We start from the raw sequence: 16322 nt of genomic DNA on the forward strand, positions 1-16322 counted from the left end.
GGAGAACAGCGTGATGGCACGACCCCACCGCAGTGGCGGACACCGGGCGGTGAGCGTCGCGCTCGTCGTGGCGCTCGGGCTGGGGGCGGGGGCCGCGGTGGCGCCGGCCGCCGTCGCGGCGCCCGCGGCCGCCGCGTCCGCGTCGGCGCTCGGCGGGTTCCGGCTGGCGAGCATCACCGCCTCGGACGGGGTCGTGCTGAAGGCCGACGTGTTCACCCCGCCGGCCGGGACACCGGGGGCGGACGCGCAGGGGCGGTACCCGGTCGTGGTGCAGCCGGCGAGCTGGGGGCAGAACGACCTGGAGTACGTCGCCCAGGGGCACAAGTTCGCCGCCGCCGGGTACGTCGTCGTGACGTACACCGTGCGCGGGTTCTGGGGCTCGGGCGGGCAGGTGGACGTCGCCGGGCCCAAGGACGTCGCCGACATCTCGACGGTGATCGACTGGGCCCTCGCCAACACCTCCGCCGACCCCGGCCGGGTCGGCATGATCGGGCTCTCCCTCGGCGGCGGACTCACCCTCCTCGGCGCCGCGTTCGACCCGCGGATCAAGGCCGTCGCCTCGCTGAGCGGCTGGGCCGACCTGACCGACGCGCTCTACAGTGGGCAGACCCGGCACACCGCCGCCGCCACCCGCCTGGAGAACATCGAGCACCTGACCGGCCGCAAGAGCCCGGAGTTCGCGACCGCCCTGGACGACCTGTTCGGCGACCACGACCTGCCCGACGTGATCAAGTGGGCGGGCGTCCGCTCCCCGGCCACCTACCTGGACCGCATCAACGCCAACGGCGCCGCGATCTACCTCGCCAACGGCTGGAACGACAGCTTCTTCAACCCCGGCCAGATGGCCGACTTCTACCAGCGGCTGACCGTCCCCAAGCGCCTCGAACTGCGCCCGGGCGACCATGCGAGCCAGGAATTCACCGGCCTGCTCGGCTTCTCCAACGCCACCTGGGACAACGCCCGCGGCTGGCTCGACCACTACCTGATGGGCGCAGCGGGCTCGCAGGGCCCCCAGGGCGTGGACCTGGAGGTCCGCCCGTCCGGCGCCCACGAGGCCTACCCGGACTGGAGTTCCGTCAGCTCCCGCACCGAGCGGCTGAGCCTCGACGGCAGCACCACCGTGCGCGGCGACGAGTCGTCGGGCGCGAGCGGCGGCGTCGTCCTGCTCTCCGGCATGATCGACCAGTGGCTGCACCAGCCGCCGACCGTCGTCGTGCCGTTCCTGGACCGCTCGGCCGCCGCCGTCCGCCAGTCGGAGCCGTACGGGCAGGGCCTGCGGGTGCGCGGCGCGGTCCGCGTGCACACCACCGTCACCAGCTCGGCGCCGCAGGGCACGGCCGTCGCGTACCTGTACGACGTGGACGCGCTCGGTGTCGGCCGCCTCGTCGCGCACGCCCCGCAGAGCTGGGCCGGACGCCCGGCCGGGCAGCCGTTCCCGCTCGACGTCACGCTGTTCCCCACCGCCTACGACGTCCCGGCCGGCCACCGCCTCGCGCTCGTGCTCGGCACCCGGGACGACCTGTACGGCGGCGAGACGCCCGAGGGCAGCACGGTGACCTTCGGCCCGGCGGACGTCTCCGTCCCGGTCCGCTAGGGCCACGGCACTAGGCACCCAGCATGATCCGGGCGACCAGCTCCCGCCGGCTGGCCACCCCGGCCTTGGCGAACACCGACTTGAGGTGGTCCTGCACGGTGTACGGCGCCATCGCGAGCGTCCGCGCCACCTCACGGGTGTCGCAGCCGCGCACGAGCAGCAGGGCCACCTCCTGCTCGCGCGCGGTCAGCCCGTACGCGGCCAGGTAGAGCGGCACCGTCTCGGCGGGCGTGGCGGGGGAGGCGACCACCGTCGCCTGGCCCGCCACACCCGCGCCGCGAAGTGCGGAGCCGTGCAGCACGTACCAGCGGCCGTCGCGGGTCTGCACCCGAACCGGCAGCTGGGACGCGGGCAGTCCGTGGGCCGCGCGGCGGGCGTGCTCGGCGGCCATCGCGACGGCGGTGGGCACGTCGAGCGCGGTGGGCGTCGGGTCGGCGAGCCGGGCGAGCAGGTCCTCGGCGGGGCCGGAGAGGGCGAGGAGCCGGTTGGCCCGGTCGAGCACGATCACGGCTGGCGCGCGGTCACCATCCTCACCCACCCGACCGGACGGCGGGACGTGCGAGGCGCGCAGGGCGTTGCCGAGGTGCCGCGCCGCGAGGTCCGCGAACCTGCGCTGCCGTGCCGGGTACGGGCCGCGGTCGGGCGCGCGCATGAACGCCGCGCAGCCCCACATGCCGCCCGCTGCGTCGAAGCAGGCGCGCAGTTCGTCCCCGAACCCGGCCGGGCGGATCTGCTCGCGGTAGCGGACGCTGCGCCCGGGCCGGCCCTGGCTGGCGTGGCTGATCGTCTCGGCCCGGCGGCCCGCCCGGCGGATCTTCGGAAACGTCGCCAAGTCGTCCGTCCACACCTCCAGTTGGACGGCGTGGTCGTACGCGGCGAGGCTCAGGTCCTCGCTCTGCACCGAGGTGACGAGCCCGGTGGCCGGGTCCGCGGTGTGCCAGCAGACGGCGTCGAACTCCAGCACCGGGCGCAGGATTTCGTCCGCCGTCCGGAAGATCCGGTCGGTCGGCAGGGCGGCCGCGGCGAGCTCCCGCAGCCCCTCGATGGCACCCGCCTCGGCGGCGGCCCGCGCGTTCCGTAACCCCATGACGCGGAACCTAACACCCGGTTCGTGCCCCGACCACGCGCCGATCGGCGGGCCCCCACTCCTCCTCCCGACGGGCGTGGTTCCGGCCAGTCGGGGGCGCGCCGAGGCGGCGCTCCAGGTGGTGCTCGGCGCGTCGCCGGTCCGGTGACGAGGTCACGACGGGTCGGACAGGTGCACGTCCAGGGACGGGCCTTCCAGCGCGAGGGCGGTGAGACCGGTGGCCGTGCCGGACGCATGGTCCTCGCCGGGCTCCCAGCGGACACCGTCGCCGGCCGACACGGGAATCCGGTGCCCGTCCGGACCGGAGATCCAGCCCTCGCCCGTGATCACCAGGAAGACCTGGCGAACCGGGGCGGGATGGGAGCCGATCGTTCCTCCCGGTCCGATGGTCAGATAGGTGAGATGGGCGGATCCCGGTCCTGCGGCGACGTGAGCGGCGGTCGCGCCCACGCTGTCGAAGCGGTCAATGGCCTTGTCCGCGCGGTCGAACCGGAACAACTCCACGTGGGCTCTCCTCGCGAGATCCGAAAGGCACCGATCCTAGTGGGGACGCCCCGAGGTGCCGAACGGTCGTGAATCCGGGCGGGTGTCCCGTACCTGGCGAGGGGCGGCGGGGCATGGAGCGGGCACGAACGACGAATATCGATGACATCCTGTCAGGATGATCGATCATTCCGGGCGTCCACTACGCCGCCAGCTCGCCCAGCCGTTCTCCCACGCCGACGCCGCGGTCGACGTTCCGCTCGTCGAGCCGCAGGGACCCGTGGGCTCCCCGTTCTCCACGCCGGCCCCGGATCCGGCGGCATCCGAGACCGGGCCGGGCCGGACGGAGGTGCCGGCTGCACGGCGACCCCTCGGGCCCGGCGGTACCGCCGTACGGTCGGCTCAAGTCTTTACCGGGATCGAGGACTGACGACGATGCGGACGTGAGGGAGCCGCAAGAGCAGGGCCGGGGCCGTCGATCCGGACGAACGCCTCCCGGACGGCGACCCGGCCGGCGGCGCGGAAGGAGCGTGCGCTCGAATCCACGTCGTGTATGACCGTACGGTGGATGAGGACGGCCAGCGCCACCCCACCCGCGCCGCGTGCGGCCAGCTCTTCGCGGATGCCTTCGACGAACGACTCGTGCCACGAGCGGAGTTCACCCTCCGGGATCGTTCCGACGAGCTCCGCCCCGTGCGCGACCTCCAGGACGATCCCGTCCTCCCAGGGCTCGAAGTCCACCGTCACGTCAGCGAAGTCGGACGGACACCCCACCTGCCACACGTAGCGGGCGCGCACGTCCCGCACCGGGTACGGCGGGAACACCTCATTCTCCACACGGTGACCGTAGCTCACTGCCGCGTCGGTAGCATCGTCCTTGATCATCGACGGTGCTCCGACGGTGATCCGACGATGCCGGGGGAGCGGGAGCAGCGGTGACCAGTCAGGACCACACGGGCATGCCGCCGTTGCGGCCGGGCGACCCGCGCGACGTCGCGGGCTACCCGCTGCTGCGCCGGATCGGCGAGGGCGGCATGGGGGCCGTGTACCTGTCCCGGACGCGTGGCGGCCAGCCGGTCGCGATCAAGGTGATCCGTGAGGAGTTCGCCCGCGACGGGGAGTTCCGCCGCCGGTTCGAGCAGGAGGTCCGCGCGGCCCGGACGGTGCAGGGCTACCACGTGGTGCCCGTCATCGACCACGACACCGGTGGCACCACGCCTTGGCTGGCCTGCCGCTACGTTCCCGGCCTCGCACTGGACCAGGCCCTCGGCGGGTTCGGGCCGCTGCCCCTGACGACCGTGTTCCAGGTGGTCGGCTGCGTCGCGGAGGCGCTGCGCGCGGTGCACGCGGCCGGGATCGTCCACCGGGACCTGAAGCCCAGCAACGTCCTGCTCGCCTCCGACGGCCCGTGGGTCATCGACTTCGGCATCGCCCGGGCCGAGGACGGCACCCGGCTGACCGCCAGCGGCTCGATGATCGGCACGCCCCATTTCATGTCCCCGGAGCAGGCGCTCGGAGAACCGGTGACCCAGGCCGGCGACGTCTTCGCGCTCGGCCTGATCGCCGCCGTCGCCGCCACCGAGCGGCACCCGTACGGGGAGGGCAGCGCGATCACCCTCGCCACGCGCATCGCCAACACCGAGTACCGGCCCCCGGACCTCTCGGGCTACCAGCCCGAGCTGCGCGCGCTGCTCGCCCGTTGCCTGCACGCCGACCCGGCGGCCAGGGCCACGCCCGAGGAGCTGGCGGACCTCTGCAACCGTGTCCTTCCCCGGCCTCTCCGGGCCTTCGAACACTGGCTGCCGGCACCCCTGGCGGGGGAGATCCGTCGCCGCGAGACGGCCGTCCGCCGGCTCCTGGACGGGGACGCGCCGGTCGAGGGGCCGCCGGCGGAGGAGAGCCCGGTCGAGCCTGCGGTGCCTGAGCCCGCCGCGCCCGCGCCAGCCCCGGCCGAGTACCTGCCCACGGCCCCCGCCACCGCCCCCGCCGTACTGCCCCGGCCGCAGCCGCCCGCGCCCACCCGCGTCCTGGATCCGGACTTCCTGGCGGCCGTTGCTCCCCGGACCCCCGCTCCGCCCGCGCCGCCCGCCTACGCCCCCCAGGTCCCCGTTCCCCCCGCTTCGCACACGCCCGCGAGGCCCAGGCGACGACGACGTCTGGTGGCCGTGTCGTTCCTGGTCGTCGGCCTCTATATCGCCTACCTCTCGTTCGCGGCGCTGGACGTCCCCGACGAGAAGTCCACCGCTCCCGTCAAGTACGGACCGGTCGATGTCACCATCGACTCCGCTCAGGCCGCCTCCATCGACCTCGACGCGGACCGGCCGGTGGTCGGTGCGGATCCCGCCGATCTGGCGGTGCGGTGGAACGCGGCCGGCGCGCCGAGCCTGGGGGTCGAGCGGGCGCGACCGGCCCTGGCGGCGGCCGCCCGCCCCTTCGACGACTATGGTCCGAGCTCCGGCGAATGCAAGGTCCAGATCAAACAGAACGGCGCCGCCGACAGCGGCCCCCTGGTCCCCGGCAAACAGTTCTGCTACCAGACCCGCAAGGGCCGTACGGTCGTCCTGAGGATCGTGGCCGTTCCCTCGGGCGTTGGTCCCCTCCGGTTCGCCGTCACCGCCTGGGACGACGGGCCGAAGTGACCCCGGCGGGCTCTCAGGCGGGAATCAGCGCGTCCCACTCGGCGCGGGTCGGCCCGTCGTGGATCGGGGCGAAGTCGGGGCGGTCGGCCAGCCAGGCCGTGACGTGGCGGTCCACCTCGTCGCTGCCGTAGGCGGTGTCGGGGGTGTGGACGAGGTGGCGCACGTGGGCCCGGGCGCGCATGACGACGGGGTCCTCGAAGGCGCACGCGGCCACGGCGGCGGCCCGCACGTCCGTGGCCGGTGCGGCCTCGGCGAGGCGCTGGGCGTTGGTCTGGTCGGCCTTCACCTGGGCGTCGAACCACGGCCGGAGGGTCCGGGTGCTCCAGGCGTGGTAGCCGGCGGGGTCGGCGGCGACCTCGTCGGCGTGCGCGGCGAGGTACTGGCCGGCCAGGAGCCCGAGGGCGACGCCGTGGCCCAGGGTGGGGTTGGTGTGGACGAGGCTGTCCCCGGCGTTGACCAGGCCGGTGACGACGGGCCCGTCCGCGTCGACGAGTGAGGACCAGCGGTTGTCCAGGCCGGCCATCGCCAGGACGGCGGACTGCGGTTCGGGGGCCAGGTCGAGCCAGGCGGCGCAGGCCGGGAAGCGGTGGAGGACGGCCTCGAACACGGCGGGGTCGGTGAGCGCGCCCCGGGTCGGGTCGGCCGTGGAGAGCACCAGGCTCAGCGCGAAGGTGTCGTTGTCGGACGGGAAGACGCCGGCCATCGCGAACGGCGCGACCGAGCCCGTCTTGACACGCCCGGGGTCGCGCGGGCCGTCGGGGCGCAGGCGGTACCAGCGGCACAGGTAGGCGATCCCGGCGCGGTGGCTCTCGACCACGGGCGGACGGCAGCCGGCCGCGGTCAGCCAGCCGGGCACCGGCGAGCGGCGGCCGGCGGCGTCGACGACAAGGTCCGCCGGGTGGGTCCCGGCGTCCGTCTCCACGCCGGTGACCCGGGTGGGACGGTCCGCCGCGAAGGCGAGGCCGCGCACCCGGCAGCCGCGCCGCACGTCGACGGCGGCTTCCCGCTGCACGGCGGCGGTCAGGGCGGCCTCCAGCACGATGCGACGGGTGCGCAGGGTGATCAGGTCCTCGTCGCCGTCCCGCTGCGGCGGGTGCGCGTCGAACCAGTCGAAGTCGTGGTACTCGTGGGCGCCGCGCGCCAGGAGGTCCGCGTAGACGTCCGGGGCCTCGGCCCGCAGCACGGTGCGCACCGGCGCGAGGAACGAGTGGGGCTGGTCGGCTTGGGGCACCCGGGGCCTGGCCCAGTCGTAGAAGTCCCGGTCGAGGTCCTCACCGGCGGCCCGTGTGTCCTGTTCGAACAGCGTCACCACATGGCCCCGCCGGCCCAGCATGAGCGCTGTCCCCAGCCCGCTGATACCGCCACCGATCACTGCAACCCGCGCCACTGAGGCTCCCCTTCGCGTCGTGTTGCGGAGCGATCTTACTGTCCGATGATCGCCGCCCGTCAAACCGGCGTCGCCCCTGGCAGCGCCTCCGGGGTGCGACTGGAAGCAGCGACGCTGACCGCGTTCCGACGCCGCGGCCTGTGCGCCTGACACCGCAGGGCGAGGGCGGGAAGCGGCCGTCTCTCCTGCCCCCGCCCTGCGGTACCACAGCACCTCGTCCAGAGCATCCGCCCCGCGTATACGGCATTACGCCCGCGCGAGCGCCCCGCCGTCGATCACGTAGCCGGAGCCGGTGATGCGGGCGGCGTGGTCCGAGGTCAGGAAGGACACGAGGTCGGCGACATCCTCCGGCTCGCTGACGCCCTTCATCGGTGCGCCCTCCATCTCGACCATCATCTGGACGACATCGTCGCCGTCCTGCCCGGTGGCACCCCTGATACTGTCCGCGACCATGTCCATGGCCGGGGTCCTGACCAGTCCCGGAAGGACGCTGTTGACGCGGATCCCGTACCCGGCGACCTCGGCCGCCAGTCCCTTCGCGTAGTGGAGGAGCGCCGCCTTCGCCGCCCCGTAATGGAGCAGGGCGCCGACCGGCCGCTGGGCGGTCGTCGATGCCATCTCGATGATCACCCCGCTGCGCTGTTCGATCATCGACGGCAGGACGGCCCGGTCGAGCCGGACCGCAGCGAGGTAGTTCGTCTTGAGTGCCTCGATCCAGTCCTCGTCAGGGATCGTGGAGTACCCGCCCAGGTGCGGCATGCCGCCGCTGCTCGCCCCACCCGCGTTGTTGACCAGAATGTCCACACCGCCGAGTAGTTCGAGAGCCGTGTCGGCCAGCTGCCGAACGCCCTCCGGGCTGCTCGAATCGGCGATCACCAAGTGTGCCGAGTCCGGGAGCCCGGGCGCCTCCTTCCGTGCCGAAGTCACCACGGTCGCCCCCTCGGCGACGAGCCTCCGCACGATCGCCAAGCCGATACCGCGGGTACCGCCTGTCACCAGCGCGCGTTTACCCCGCTTACTCGTTGACGCGTTTGTTTCGTAGGACATGACGCTTTCCTGTCTTCGACGGTGCTTCAGTGATGGCCCCGCGGGGTGGCGCGGGGCCCGGTGGCCGGGCGATGATCAGCTCGTCGGCTTCTGCGACTGCCGTTCCGCCGCAAGGTCCAGGATGTTCCGGTTCCCCTCCGTCCAGAGGATGGTCATCGCCAGCTCGTCGATCCTCCAGTTGTCGCCGGAGCGCACGAGGTGGAAGCGGTAGGTTCCGCCGATGCGCCAAAGCGGGGAGCCCATGGGGTTGTCCAGCCGGTGAGTCGCCTGGAAGGAGGCCGTGCACTCGGCCGTGGCGCCCTCGAACGACACCAGGTGACTGGTCATCAAGTGCTGGGAGGAGTCGTAGCCGCCGAGCACCGCGACCCAGGAGTCGACGAGTTCCTTCGACGTCACCGTGGTCGGTGACCCGCCGAGCAGGCTGGTGTAGTCGAGGAGCACTTTGGGAGCGAACAGGGCGCGGGCCTCGTTCCATTCGCGCCGGTCGCTGTGCCACCCCATGCGATCGCAGATCTCGATGACGGCGGTGCGGTCGTCCATGCGTTGTTCCTTACCGGGATCGGTCGGGGATGGGCGTGGAGGAGCGGTCACCAGGTGACGGGGAGGTCGTGTAGGCCCTCCAGCGTCATGCCGACCTTCATGGAGACCTCGTCCATCGGCACCGCGAGGCGCAACGTGGGGATCCGCTCGAAGAGGGTGGTGAACAGGATCTCCAGTTCGGCCCGCGCGAGGTTCTCTCCCAGGCAGCGGTGCGGTCCGTGACCGAAGGCCAGATGGCCCTGGGTGTCCCGGCGTATGTCGAACACGTCGGGATTCTCGAAGGCCCGGGTGTCGCGGTTGGCTGCGGCGGTGGACAGGATGACACCGTCCCCTTCCTTGATCGTCCGCCCGGCCACCTCCACATCGGCGGTCGCGACCCGCAGCGTCGTCAGGTCGGCGATGGACAGGAAGCGCATCAGCTCCTCCACCGCGCCGGGGACCAGCTCCGGGTCCTCGCGCAGCATCGCCAGCTGGTCAGGGTGCTGCAGCAGCGTCAGGGTGCCCAGGCCGATCATGCTCGTGGTCGTCTCCTGACCGCCGATCAGCAGGGCGACCATCAGCTTCGACACCTCGATCGACGTCAGCTCACCCGTGTTCAGCCGGTCCCTGATGAGCGTGCTCAACAGGTCGTCGCTCAGGTTCGTCCGCTTCGCGTCCACCACCTTCACCAGGTAGTCGAGCAGTTCCCGGCCGGCCGTGACGGCCTGCTCCAGGTCCGGCGCCTGCATGATCCCCTGGGCGTGCACCTCGAACAGCTCGTGCTCCTCGTAGGAGATGCCGAGCATCTTGCAGATCACCCGCGACGGCAGCGGCCTGCCCAGCACCGCGACCAGGTCGACCGGAGTCTCGTGCCGCAGCAGGTCGCCGATGAGCTCGTCGGCCACCTCCTGGATCATCGGACGCAGCCTCTCCACCTGCTTGGCGGTGAAACGCGGCAGCAGCATGCGCCGGCGGGCCTTGTGCCGCTCCCCGTCCAGACCGAACAGCTCCTGGGTGAACTCGGGGAAGTTCTTCTCCCGTTCGGCGAGGATCGGGAAGGCGGGGTTGTCGTGGTCGGAGGAGAACAGTTTCGCGTCGGCGAACATCTCCCGCGTCTCCTTGTGCTGGGTCACCAGCCACGCGACCCGGCCGTCGTAGAGTTCCACCTGGGAGAGCGGGCCCTGCTCGCTCAGCTCCGTGTACTCGGTCGGCGGGTGGTAGGGGCAGCCCCGCCTCATCGGGTACTCGTGCAGCTCCGTGCCGGTCGTCGTCGACTGCTCAGTCATGGTCAGAACCTCTCTCGTCGTGGTGGGGACGTGCTGCGGATGCGGAACGCCTGTCACAGGCCGGGAAGGGGGGCGGAGAGCCATCGGTGCACCGCCAGGGCGGCGGCTCCGGCGTCGTCCTCCACGATCGTGAAGTGGTCGCCGTGCACCTCCCGGACGGCCATCGGGAACGCCGGGTCCTGCTCCCAGACGTCCGCCGGGACCTCGGGGGAGCCGTCCACCGGAGGCAGCGGGACCGTGGCGCGGACCAGGAGATGGGGCGCACGGGTCGGTGCCGGGGAGAAGCCGGCGAACATGCCCAGATACGCGCCCATCGCGGTCCACCGCACGTGGTCGATCCTGCCGATCGACTCCTCCCGGTCGAACATGCCCCGGGTCAGCGCGGGCTGGATCAGCGGGAGCCGGCTGTCGGCGAAGTACGTGTCCAGCAGCACCACGCCCAACGGGCCGCGGTCCGTCTCCTCCAGACGGCCCGCCACCGCGTTGGCCAGCCAGCCGCCGGAGGAGTAGCCGACGAGGACGTACGGGTCACCGGCCGTGTGGCGCAGGACCGCCTGTGCCTGCGTCTCCACCATGGTGGCGAAGTCGGCGGGCAGCGCCTCACCCTCGACGAAGCCCGGCACCTGCATCGCGGACACCTCGCGGACGCCCGCGAGCGCCGCGGCGAAATGGGCGTACTGGAGCGGGCTTGACGAGGCCCCCACGGTGGGGAAACAGACCAGGGCGGGGCGCTCGGGGCCGCCCGACAACCGGACCGGTTCCCGCACGGCCCCGTCCTGCGACGCCGTGAACGTCGGCCGCAGCCGGGCGGCGGCCACCAGGAACGCGTTCCCCTCACCGATCCTGCCCTGTGCGCATGCCTGCCGGTACAGCACGTCGACGGTGTCCTGCGTCCGGTGTGCGACGGCGTCCTGCCCGGACCGGCTCGCGCCGAACAGTGCGTCGAGCCGCTCGGCGAGCCCGGCCGGTGTGGCGCTGTCGATCACGATCGTGGCGGGAAGACGGAGGCCGGTCGCCTCGCTCAGGGCGTTGCGCAGCTCCACGGCGGTCAGCGAGTCGAACCCCGCCTCCAGGAACGGCCGGGAGACGTCCAGGGCCCCAGGGTCGGTGTGGCCGAGCACGCTCGCGGCGCGCGTCCGCACCAGATCCAGGAACTCCTCCCGCCGCTCCTCCGCGCCGAGATCCGCGAGGTTCCTGCGGGCCGTAGCCGTAGCCGTAGCCGTAGCCGGCGCAGGCGGCGGCGCGGGCAGGAGCCCCCTGAGCAGCGTCGGCACCTCCTCGCGGCCCGCCGCACGCAGCGCGACGGTGTCCACGTGCATCAGGACGACCGATGCCTCGGCACCCGACCGGGCCACGTCGAACAGGTCCAGGCCCTCCTCGGAGGAGAGGGCGGCCACCCCCGAGCGTGCGAGCCGGGCGAGCGGGTTCCGGGCCGCCGTCCCGGTCATGCCGCCGCTGCTCTCCTCCCACGGCCCCCAGGCCAGCGAGACGGCGGGCAGCCCCTGGGCGGACCGGTGCTGCGCCAGCGTGTCGAGGAAGACGTTGGCCGCCGCGTAGTTGCCCTGCCCCCCGGCGCCCAGGACACCGGACGCCGAGGAGAACAGGACGAACCCGGCGAGGTCGCTGTCCCGGGTCAGCTCGTGCAGGTACCACGCGGAATCCAGCTTGGCCCGCAGCACTCTGTCCAGTTGCTCCGGGGCCAGCGAGGTGAGCACCCCGTCGTCGAGCACACCGGCCGCGTGCACCACCAGGCTCAGCGGATGCGTGGCGGGCACGCCCGCGAGGAGCTGCGCCAGCGCCTGCCGGTCGGACACGTCGCAGGTGGCCACGGTGGTCTCGGCGCCCAGCTCCGCCAGCTCCGCGACCAGCTCGGCGGCCCCGTCGGCGGCCCGGCCGCGACGGCTCGCGAGGAGCAGGTGCCGTACGCCGTGGCGCTCCACCAGATGACGGGCCACCTGTCGGCCCAGGCCCCCCGTGCCCCCGGTCACCAGCACAGTGCCCTCGGGGGCGAGCGCGAGATCCCCGGGCACGCCGCCCCCCGCCGCCCTGGCGAGCCGAGGGGTGAGGAGCGCGCCCGAGCGGATCGCCACCTGGGACGCGCCGCAGGCGAGCGCGGCGCTCAACGCGCCCGACGACCCGTCCTCACCGTCCACGTCGATCAGCACGAAGCGGTCCGGATGCTCCGTCTGCGCGGACCGGACCAGGCCCCACACCGGCGCGTGGGCCAGCGCCGACGGGTCCTCCTCACGGCGCGCGGCCACCGCGCCGCTCGTCACGAAGGCGAGACGTGCCTGCGCGAACCGCTCGTCGGCGAGCCAGGACCGGACCACCACCAACGCCTCGTGGACGGCGGCGTGGCTCGCCGCGACGACCGACCCCGCGCCCGGCCCCAGGACCACGACCACGGCATCCGGCACCGCCTCACCGGCGGCGACCGCGTCCCCCAGGTCCGCCACACCAGCGAAGCGGCCCACCCGGACACCACCGGCCTCCAGAGCCCCGGCGTACCCGTCACCGCCCGGACCCACGACCGCACAGCGCCGTACCGGCACCGCGTCGCGTGCCGCCGTCCCGGCCCAGTCGACCCGGAAGACAGCGCCGTCCCGGACACTCTGCGTGGCGCGGATCTGCTCGCGGGAAATCGGCCGCAGCGCGAGGCCCCGTACCGACATCACCGGCCGGCCGTCCAGGTCCGAGGCGGCCACCTCGATGCTACCGGGCCCGTCCGGCGCCAGCCTGACACGCAGCGCGCACGCCCCGGCCGCGTGCAGCGACACACCGCTCCAGGAGAACGGCACCATGGCCCCGCCCTCGCTCTCGACCAGGCCGCCCAGGCCGGCACCGTGCAGTGCGGCGTCCAGCAGCGCCGGATGCAGACAGAACCCGCCGGTCTCGTGCGTGCGTTCCTCCGGCAGCGACACCTCCGTGAAGATCTCCGCACCGCGCCGCCACGCCCGCCGCACCCCCCGGAACAACGGCCCGTAACTCAGGCCCGCGGCGGCCAGCTCCGCGTAGAGGCCGGACGTGTCCAGTGCGAGCGCGCCGTCCGGCGGCCACACCACGGGGTGCTCCGGCTCCCCGCCTCCGGCGGAGAGGAGACCGGCGGCGGAGAGGAGACCGGTGGCGTGCCGGGTCCACGTCTGCGCCGAGGGCGCGTCCTCCGGCCGGGAGTGGACGCTCACCGGCCGGCGTCCGGAGGCGTCCGGAGCGTCGACCACGACTCTGACGTGGACGGCGCGATCCTCGGGGAGGACCAGCGGCTCCTGGAGGGTGAGTTCCTCGACGTCCGCGAGGCCGGTCTCCCGGCCGGCCGTCAGCGCCATGTCCACCAGCGCGGCCCCTGGCAGCACCGGGGCGCCGAGCACCGTGTGGTCGGCGAGCCAGGGCTGCTCCGCCGCCGACAGCCTGCCGGTGAACAGGACCGTCTCCGCCGTCGGCACGTCCACCTCCGCACGCAGCAGGGGGTGCGGCAGGTCGCGCTGCCCGGCCCGGTGGGGCTGCCCCGCCTCCCCGTCCGCGGACGGGGCGAGCCAGAAGCGCCGGCGCTGGAAGGGATAGGCCGGCAGGTCGACGAGCCGGGGCCCGGCCGCGGACAGGTACGTCCGCCAGTCCACCGGTACGCCGTGCACGTGCAGCCGGGACAGCGCCGTGACGAGCGTCTCCTCCTCCGGTCGGCCGGCCCGGACCGCCGCCAGTGCCACCGCGTTCCTGCCGGTGAGACAGCTGTCCGCCATCGGCGTCAGCGCGGCGTCCGGCCCCAGCTCCAGGAACGAGTCCACCCCCTGGGCTTCGAGGGTGCGGACGGCGTCGAGGAAACGCACCGCGTGGCGCGCGTGCCGGGCCCAGTAGTCGGGGGAAGCCAGCTCCTGCGCCGTGACCACGTCCCCGGTCAGCGTGGAGACCAGCGGGATACGCGGCGGCCGGTGGTCGACGCGGCGCGCGACCTCACGGAAGGCGTCCAGCATGCCTTCCATGTGCGGGGAGTGGAACGCGTGGCTCACCCGCAGCCGCCGGGTCTTGCGCCCGCGCGCGGCGAACCCGCCCGCGATCCGCTCGACCTCCGCCGCGTCCCCGCTGACGACGACCGAGGACGGGCCGTTGACCGCCGCGACGGCGACCTTGTCGCGCACGCCGTCCACAGCCGCCAGCACCTCGGCCTCGCTCGCCTCGACGGCCGCCATCGCGCCGCCCGAGGGCATCCCCTGCATCAGCCGGCCGCGCTCGACCACCAGCAGCGCGGCGTCCGGCAGGGACAGGCAACCGGCGACGTGCGCCGCGGCCAGCTCTCCCACCGAATGGCCGGCGACGCAGTCCGGCCGCACACCCGAGTGCTCCAGCAGCCGGAACAGCGCCACCTCGAAGGCGAACAGCGCCGGCTGCGCGTACGCGGTCCGGTCCAGCAGATCCTCGTGCCCGGAGTCGCCCAGGATCACTTCCTTCAGCGGACGGCCCAGACGGCCGTCCAGCTGTTCGAGCACCGCGTCCAGCGCCTCGGCGAACGCCGGGAACGCCTCGTAGAGCGCCTGCCCCATCCCCGGGCGCTGACTTCCCTGACCGGTGAACAGGAACGCGACCTTGGGCCGGCCGGCCGTACCGCGCACCAGACCGGGCGCGGTATCGCCGTCCGACAGCGCGCCCAGCGCCCGGCGCACCTGCTCTCGGTTCCTGGCCACGACCACCGCGCGGTGGCCGAGCGCGGCACGGCGGCTCAGTGACCACGACAGGTCGGCGAGCGGTACGTCGGTCCGTTCGTCCAGGTGCGTGAGCAGGCCGCGCGCCTGCGCCCGCAGCGCGTCGTCGCTCTTGGCGGACAGCACCCACGGCAGGGCGACGCCGGAGTCCAGGGCCTGCGTGCCGTCCACGGGGCGGCGGGTCTCCGTGGGGGGTGCCTGTTCGAGGATGACGTGGGCGTTGGTGCCGCTGACGCCGAAGGAGGAGACGGCGGCGCGGCGTGGGCGGTCGCTGTCGGGCCAGGCCCGGTTCTCGGTCAGCAGACGGACGGCGCCGGCCGTCCAGTCGACGTGCGGGGTGGGTTCGTCGACGTGCAGGGTGCGCGGCAGGACGCCGTGCCGCATGGCCATCACCATCTTGATGACACCGGCGACGCCGGAGGCGGCCTGGGTGTGGCCGATGTTCGACTTCACCGAGCCCAGCCACAGCGGCCGGTCACCGGAACGGTCCTGACCGTACGTCGCCAGAAGCGCCTGCGCCTCGATCGGATCGCCCAGCGTGGTCCCGGTCCCGTGCGCCTCCACGGCGTCCACGTCCGACGGCGACAGCCGGCACTGCGCCAGCGCCTCACGGATCAGCCGCTCCTGCGAAGGACCGTTCGGCGCAGTCAGCCCGCTGCTCGCCCCGTCCTGGTTGACCGCGGAGCCCCTGATGACCGCGAGCACGGGGTGGCCGTGGCGTTGCGCGTCCGACAGGCGCTCCAGCACCAGGACGCCGGCACCCTCGCCCCAGCCGGTGCCGTCCGCGGCTGCGGCGAACGGCTTGCACCGGCCGTCCGCGGCCAGCCCGCCCTGCCGGCTGAACTCCACGAACACGCCGGGGGTGGACATGACGGTCACCCCGCCCGCCAGCGCCAGGGAACACTCCCCGGAGCGCAGCGCGTTGACCGACAGGTGCAGCGCCACCAGGGAGGACGAGCAGGCGGTGTCCACGGTCACCGCAGGACCGGTCAGCCCGAACGTGTAGGACAGCCGGCCGGACGCGACACTGCCGGCGCTGCCGTTGCCGAGATAGCCCTCCAGCTCCTCGGGCGCCTCCCGCAGCCGTCCGCCGTAGTCGCTGTACATCACCCCGAGGAACACGCCGGTGCGGCTGCCCCGTAAGGCGTCGACGTCGAGATGCCCTCGCTCGAACCCCTCCCAGGCGAGCTCCAGCAGCAGGCGCTGCTGGGGGTCCATCGCGAGCGCCTCGCGCGGACTGATCCCGAAGAACTCGGGATCGAACTCGGCGCAGTCGTGGAGGAATCCGCCCATCCCGGCGTGCGACTTGCCCGGCCGGCCGTCACCGGTGCCCAGCAGCCGGTCGAGGTCCCAGCCCCGGTCGGCCGGCAGCGGGGACAGCGTGTCGCGGCCGTCGGCGACCATCTGCCACAGCTCCTCGGGACTCCGCGCGCCGCCCGGGAACCGGCAGGCCATGCCGACCACGGCAATCGGCTCCCGGGCCCGTGCCTCGACCTCGTCCAGACGCGCCTGCGTCTGCCGGCCGTCCGCGATCGCCCGCTTCAGGTACTCACGCAGTTTGGTCTCGTTCGTCACGTGTTCCGCTCCTT

Annotated in this window: 9 protein-coding genes and 1 pseudogene; 2 read left to right on the top strand and 8 right to left on the bottom strand. The window is 73.4% G+C overall.

Annotated elements, in window-relative coordinates:
• Positions 1-13 precede the first annotated feature (13 nt).
• On the top strand, positions 14-1594 hold the full coding sequence (locus ACFV4F_RS12650) for a CocE/NonD family hydrolase (protein ID WP_380502061.1): 1581 nt from the start codon (positions 14-16) through the stop codon (positions 1592-1594).
• A 10-nt stretch (positions 1595-1604) separates the two neighbouring features.
• Here ACFV4F_RS12650 and ACFV4F_RS12655 read toward each other — a convergent pair whose 3' ends face one another.
• From ACFV4F_RS12655 to ACFV4F_RS12665, 3 genes are all read right to left on the bottom strand, one after another.
• Positions 1605-2681 carry a response regulator transcription factor gene (locus tag ACFV4F_RS12655; RefSeq protein ID WP_380502063.1) on the bottom strand — a complete coding sequence of 359 codons (1077 nt, stop codon included), beginning with the start codon at positions 2679-2681 and terminating at the stop codon, positions 1605-1607.
• 153 nt (positions 2682-2834) lie between these two features.
• Positions 2835-3185, bottom strand: a complete 351-nt coding sequence (locus tag ACFV4F_RS12660) for a cupin domain-containing protein (protein WP_380502065.1) — start codon at positions 3183-3185, stop codon at positions 2835-2837.
• A 381-nt stretch (positions 3186-3566) separates the two neighbouring features.
• On the bottom strand, positions 3567-4049 hold the full coding sequence (locus ACFV4F_RS12665) for a hypothetical protein (RefSeq protein WP_380502067.1): 483 nt from the start codon (positions 4047-4049) through the stop codon (positions 3567-3569).
• A 50-nt stretch (positions 4050-4099) separates the two neighbouring features.
• On the opposite strand from ACFV4F_RS12665, the gene ACFV4F_RS12670 reads away from it, so the two are divergent.
• On the top strand, positions 4100-5803 hold the full coding sequence (locus ACFV4F_RS12670; protein WP_380502069.1) for a serine/threonine-protein kinase: 1704 nt from the start codon (positions 4100-4102) through the stop codon (positions 5801-5803).
• A 13-nt stretch (positions 5804-5816) separates the two neighbouring features.
• Here ACFV4F_RS12670 and ACFV4F_RS12675 read toward each other — a convergent pair whose 3' ends face one another.
• The 5 genes and pseudogenes from ACFV4F_RS12675 to ACFV4F_RS12695 form a co-directional block, all read right to left on the bottom strand.
• Positions 5817-7190 (bottom strand): FAD-dependent oxidoreductase, encoded by a 1374-nt coding sequence (locus ACFV4F_RS12675; RefSeq protein ID WP_380502071.1) that lies wholly within the window; start codon positions 7188-7190, stop codon positions 5817-5819.
• A 246-nt stretch (positions 7191-7436) separates the two neighbouring features.
• Positions 7437-8237, bottom strand: coding sequence for an oxidoreductase (locus ACFV4F_RS12680; protein ID WP_380502073.1), 801 nt, complete (start codon positions 8235-8237; stop codon positions 7437-7439).
• A gap of 75 nt (positions 8238-8312) precedes the next feature.
• Positions 8313-8777, bottom strand: coding sequence for a nuclear transport factor 2 family protein (locus tag ACFV4F_RS12685; RefSeq protein ID WP_380502075.1), 465 nt, complete (start codon positions 8775-8777; stop codon positions 8313-8315).
• Positions 8778-8824: 47 nt separating this feature from the next.
• The gene (locus ACFV4F_RS12690; protein WP_380502077.1) at positions 8825-10042 is read right to left on the bottom strand and encodes a cytochrome P450; all 1218 of its coding nucleotides are present in this window, start codon (positions 10040-10042) and stop codon (positions 8825-8827) included.
• 53 nt (positions 10043-10095) lie between these two features.
• Positions 10096-16269, bottom strand: a pseudogene (locus ACFV4F_RS12695) (type I polyketide synthase); the annotation flags it as partial.
• Positions 16270-16322 lie beyond the last annotated feature (53 nt).

Origin of the sequence: Kitasatospora sp. NPDC059722 (assembly GCF_042733235.1) — a bacterium.
Taxonomy (GTDB): domain Bacteria; phylum Actinomycetota; class Actinomycetes; order Streptomycetales; family Streptomycetaceae; genus Kitasatospora.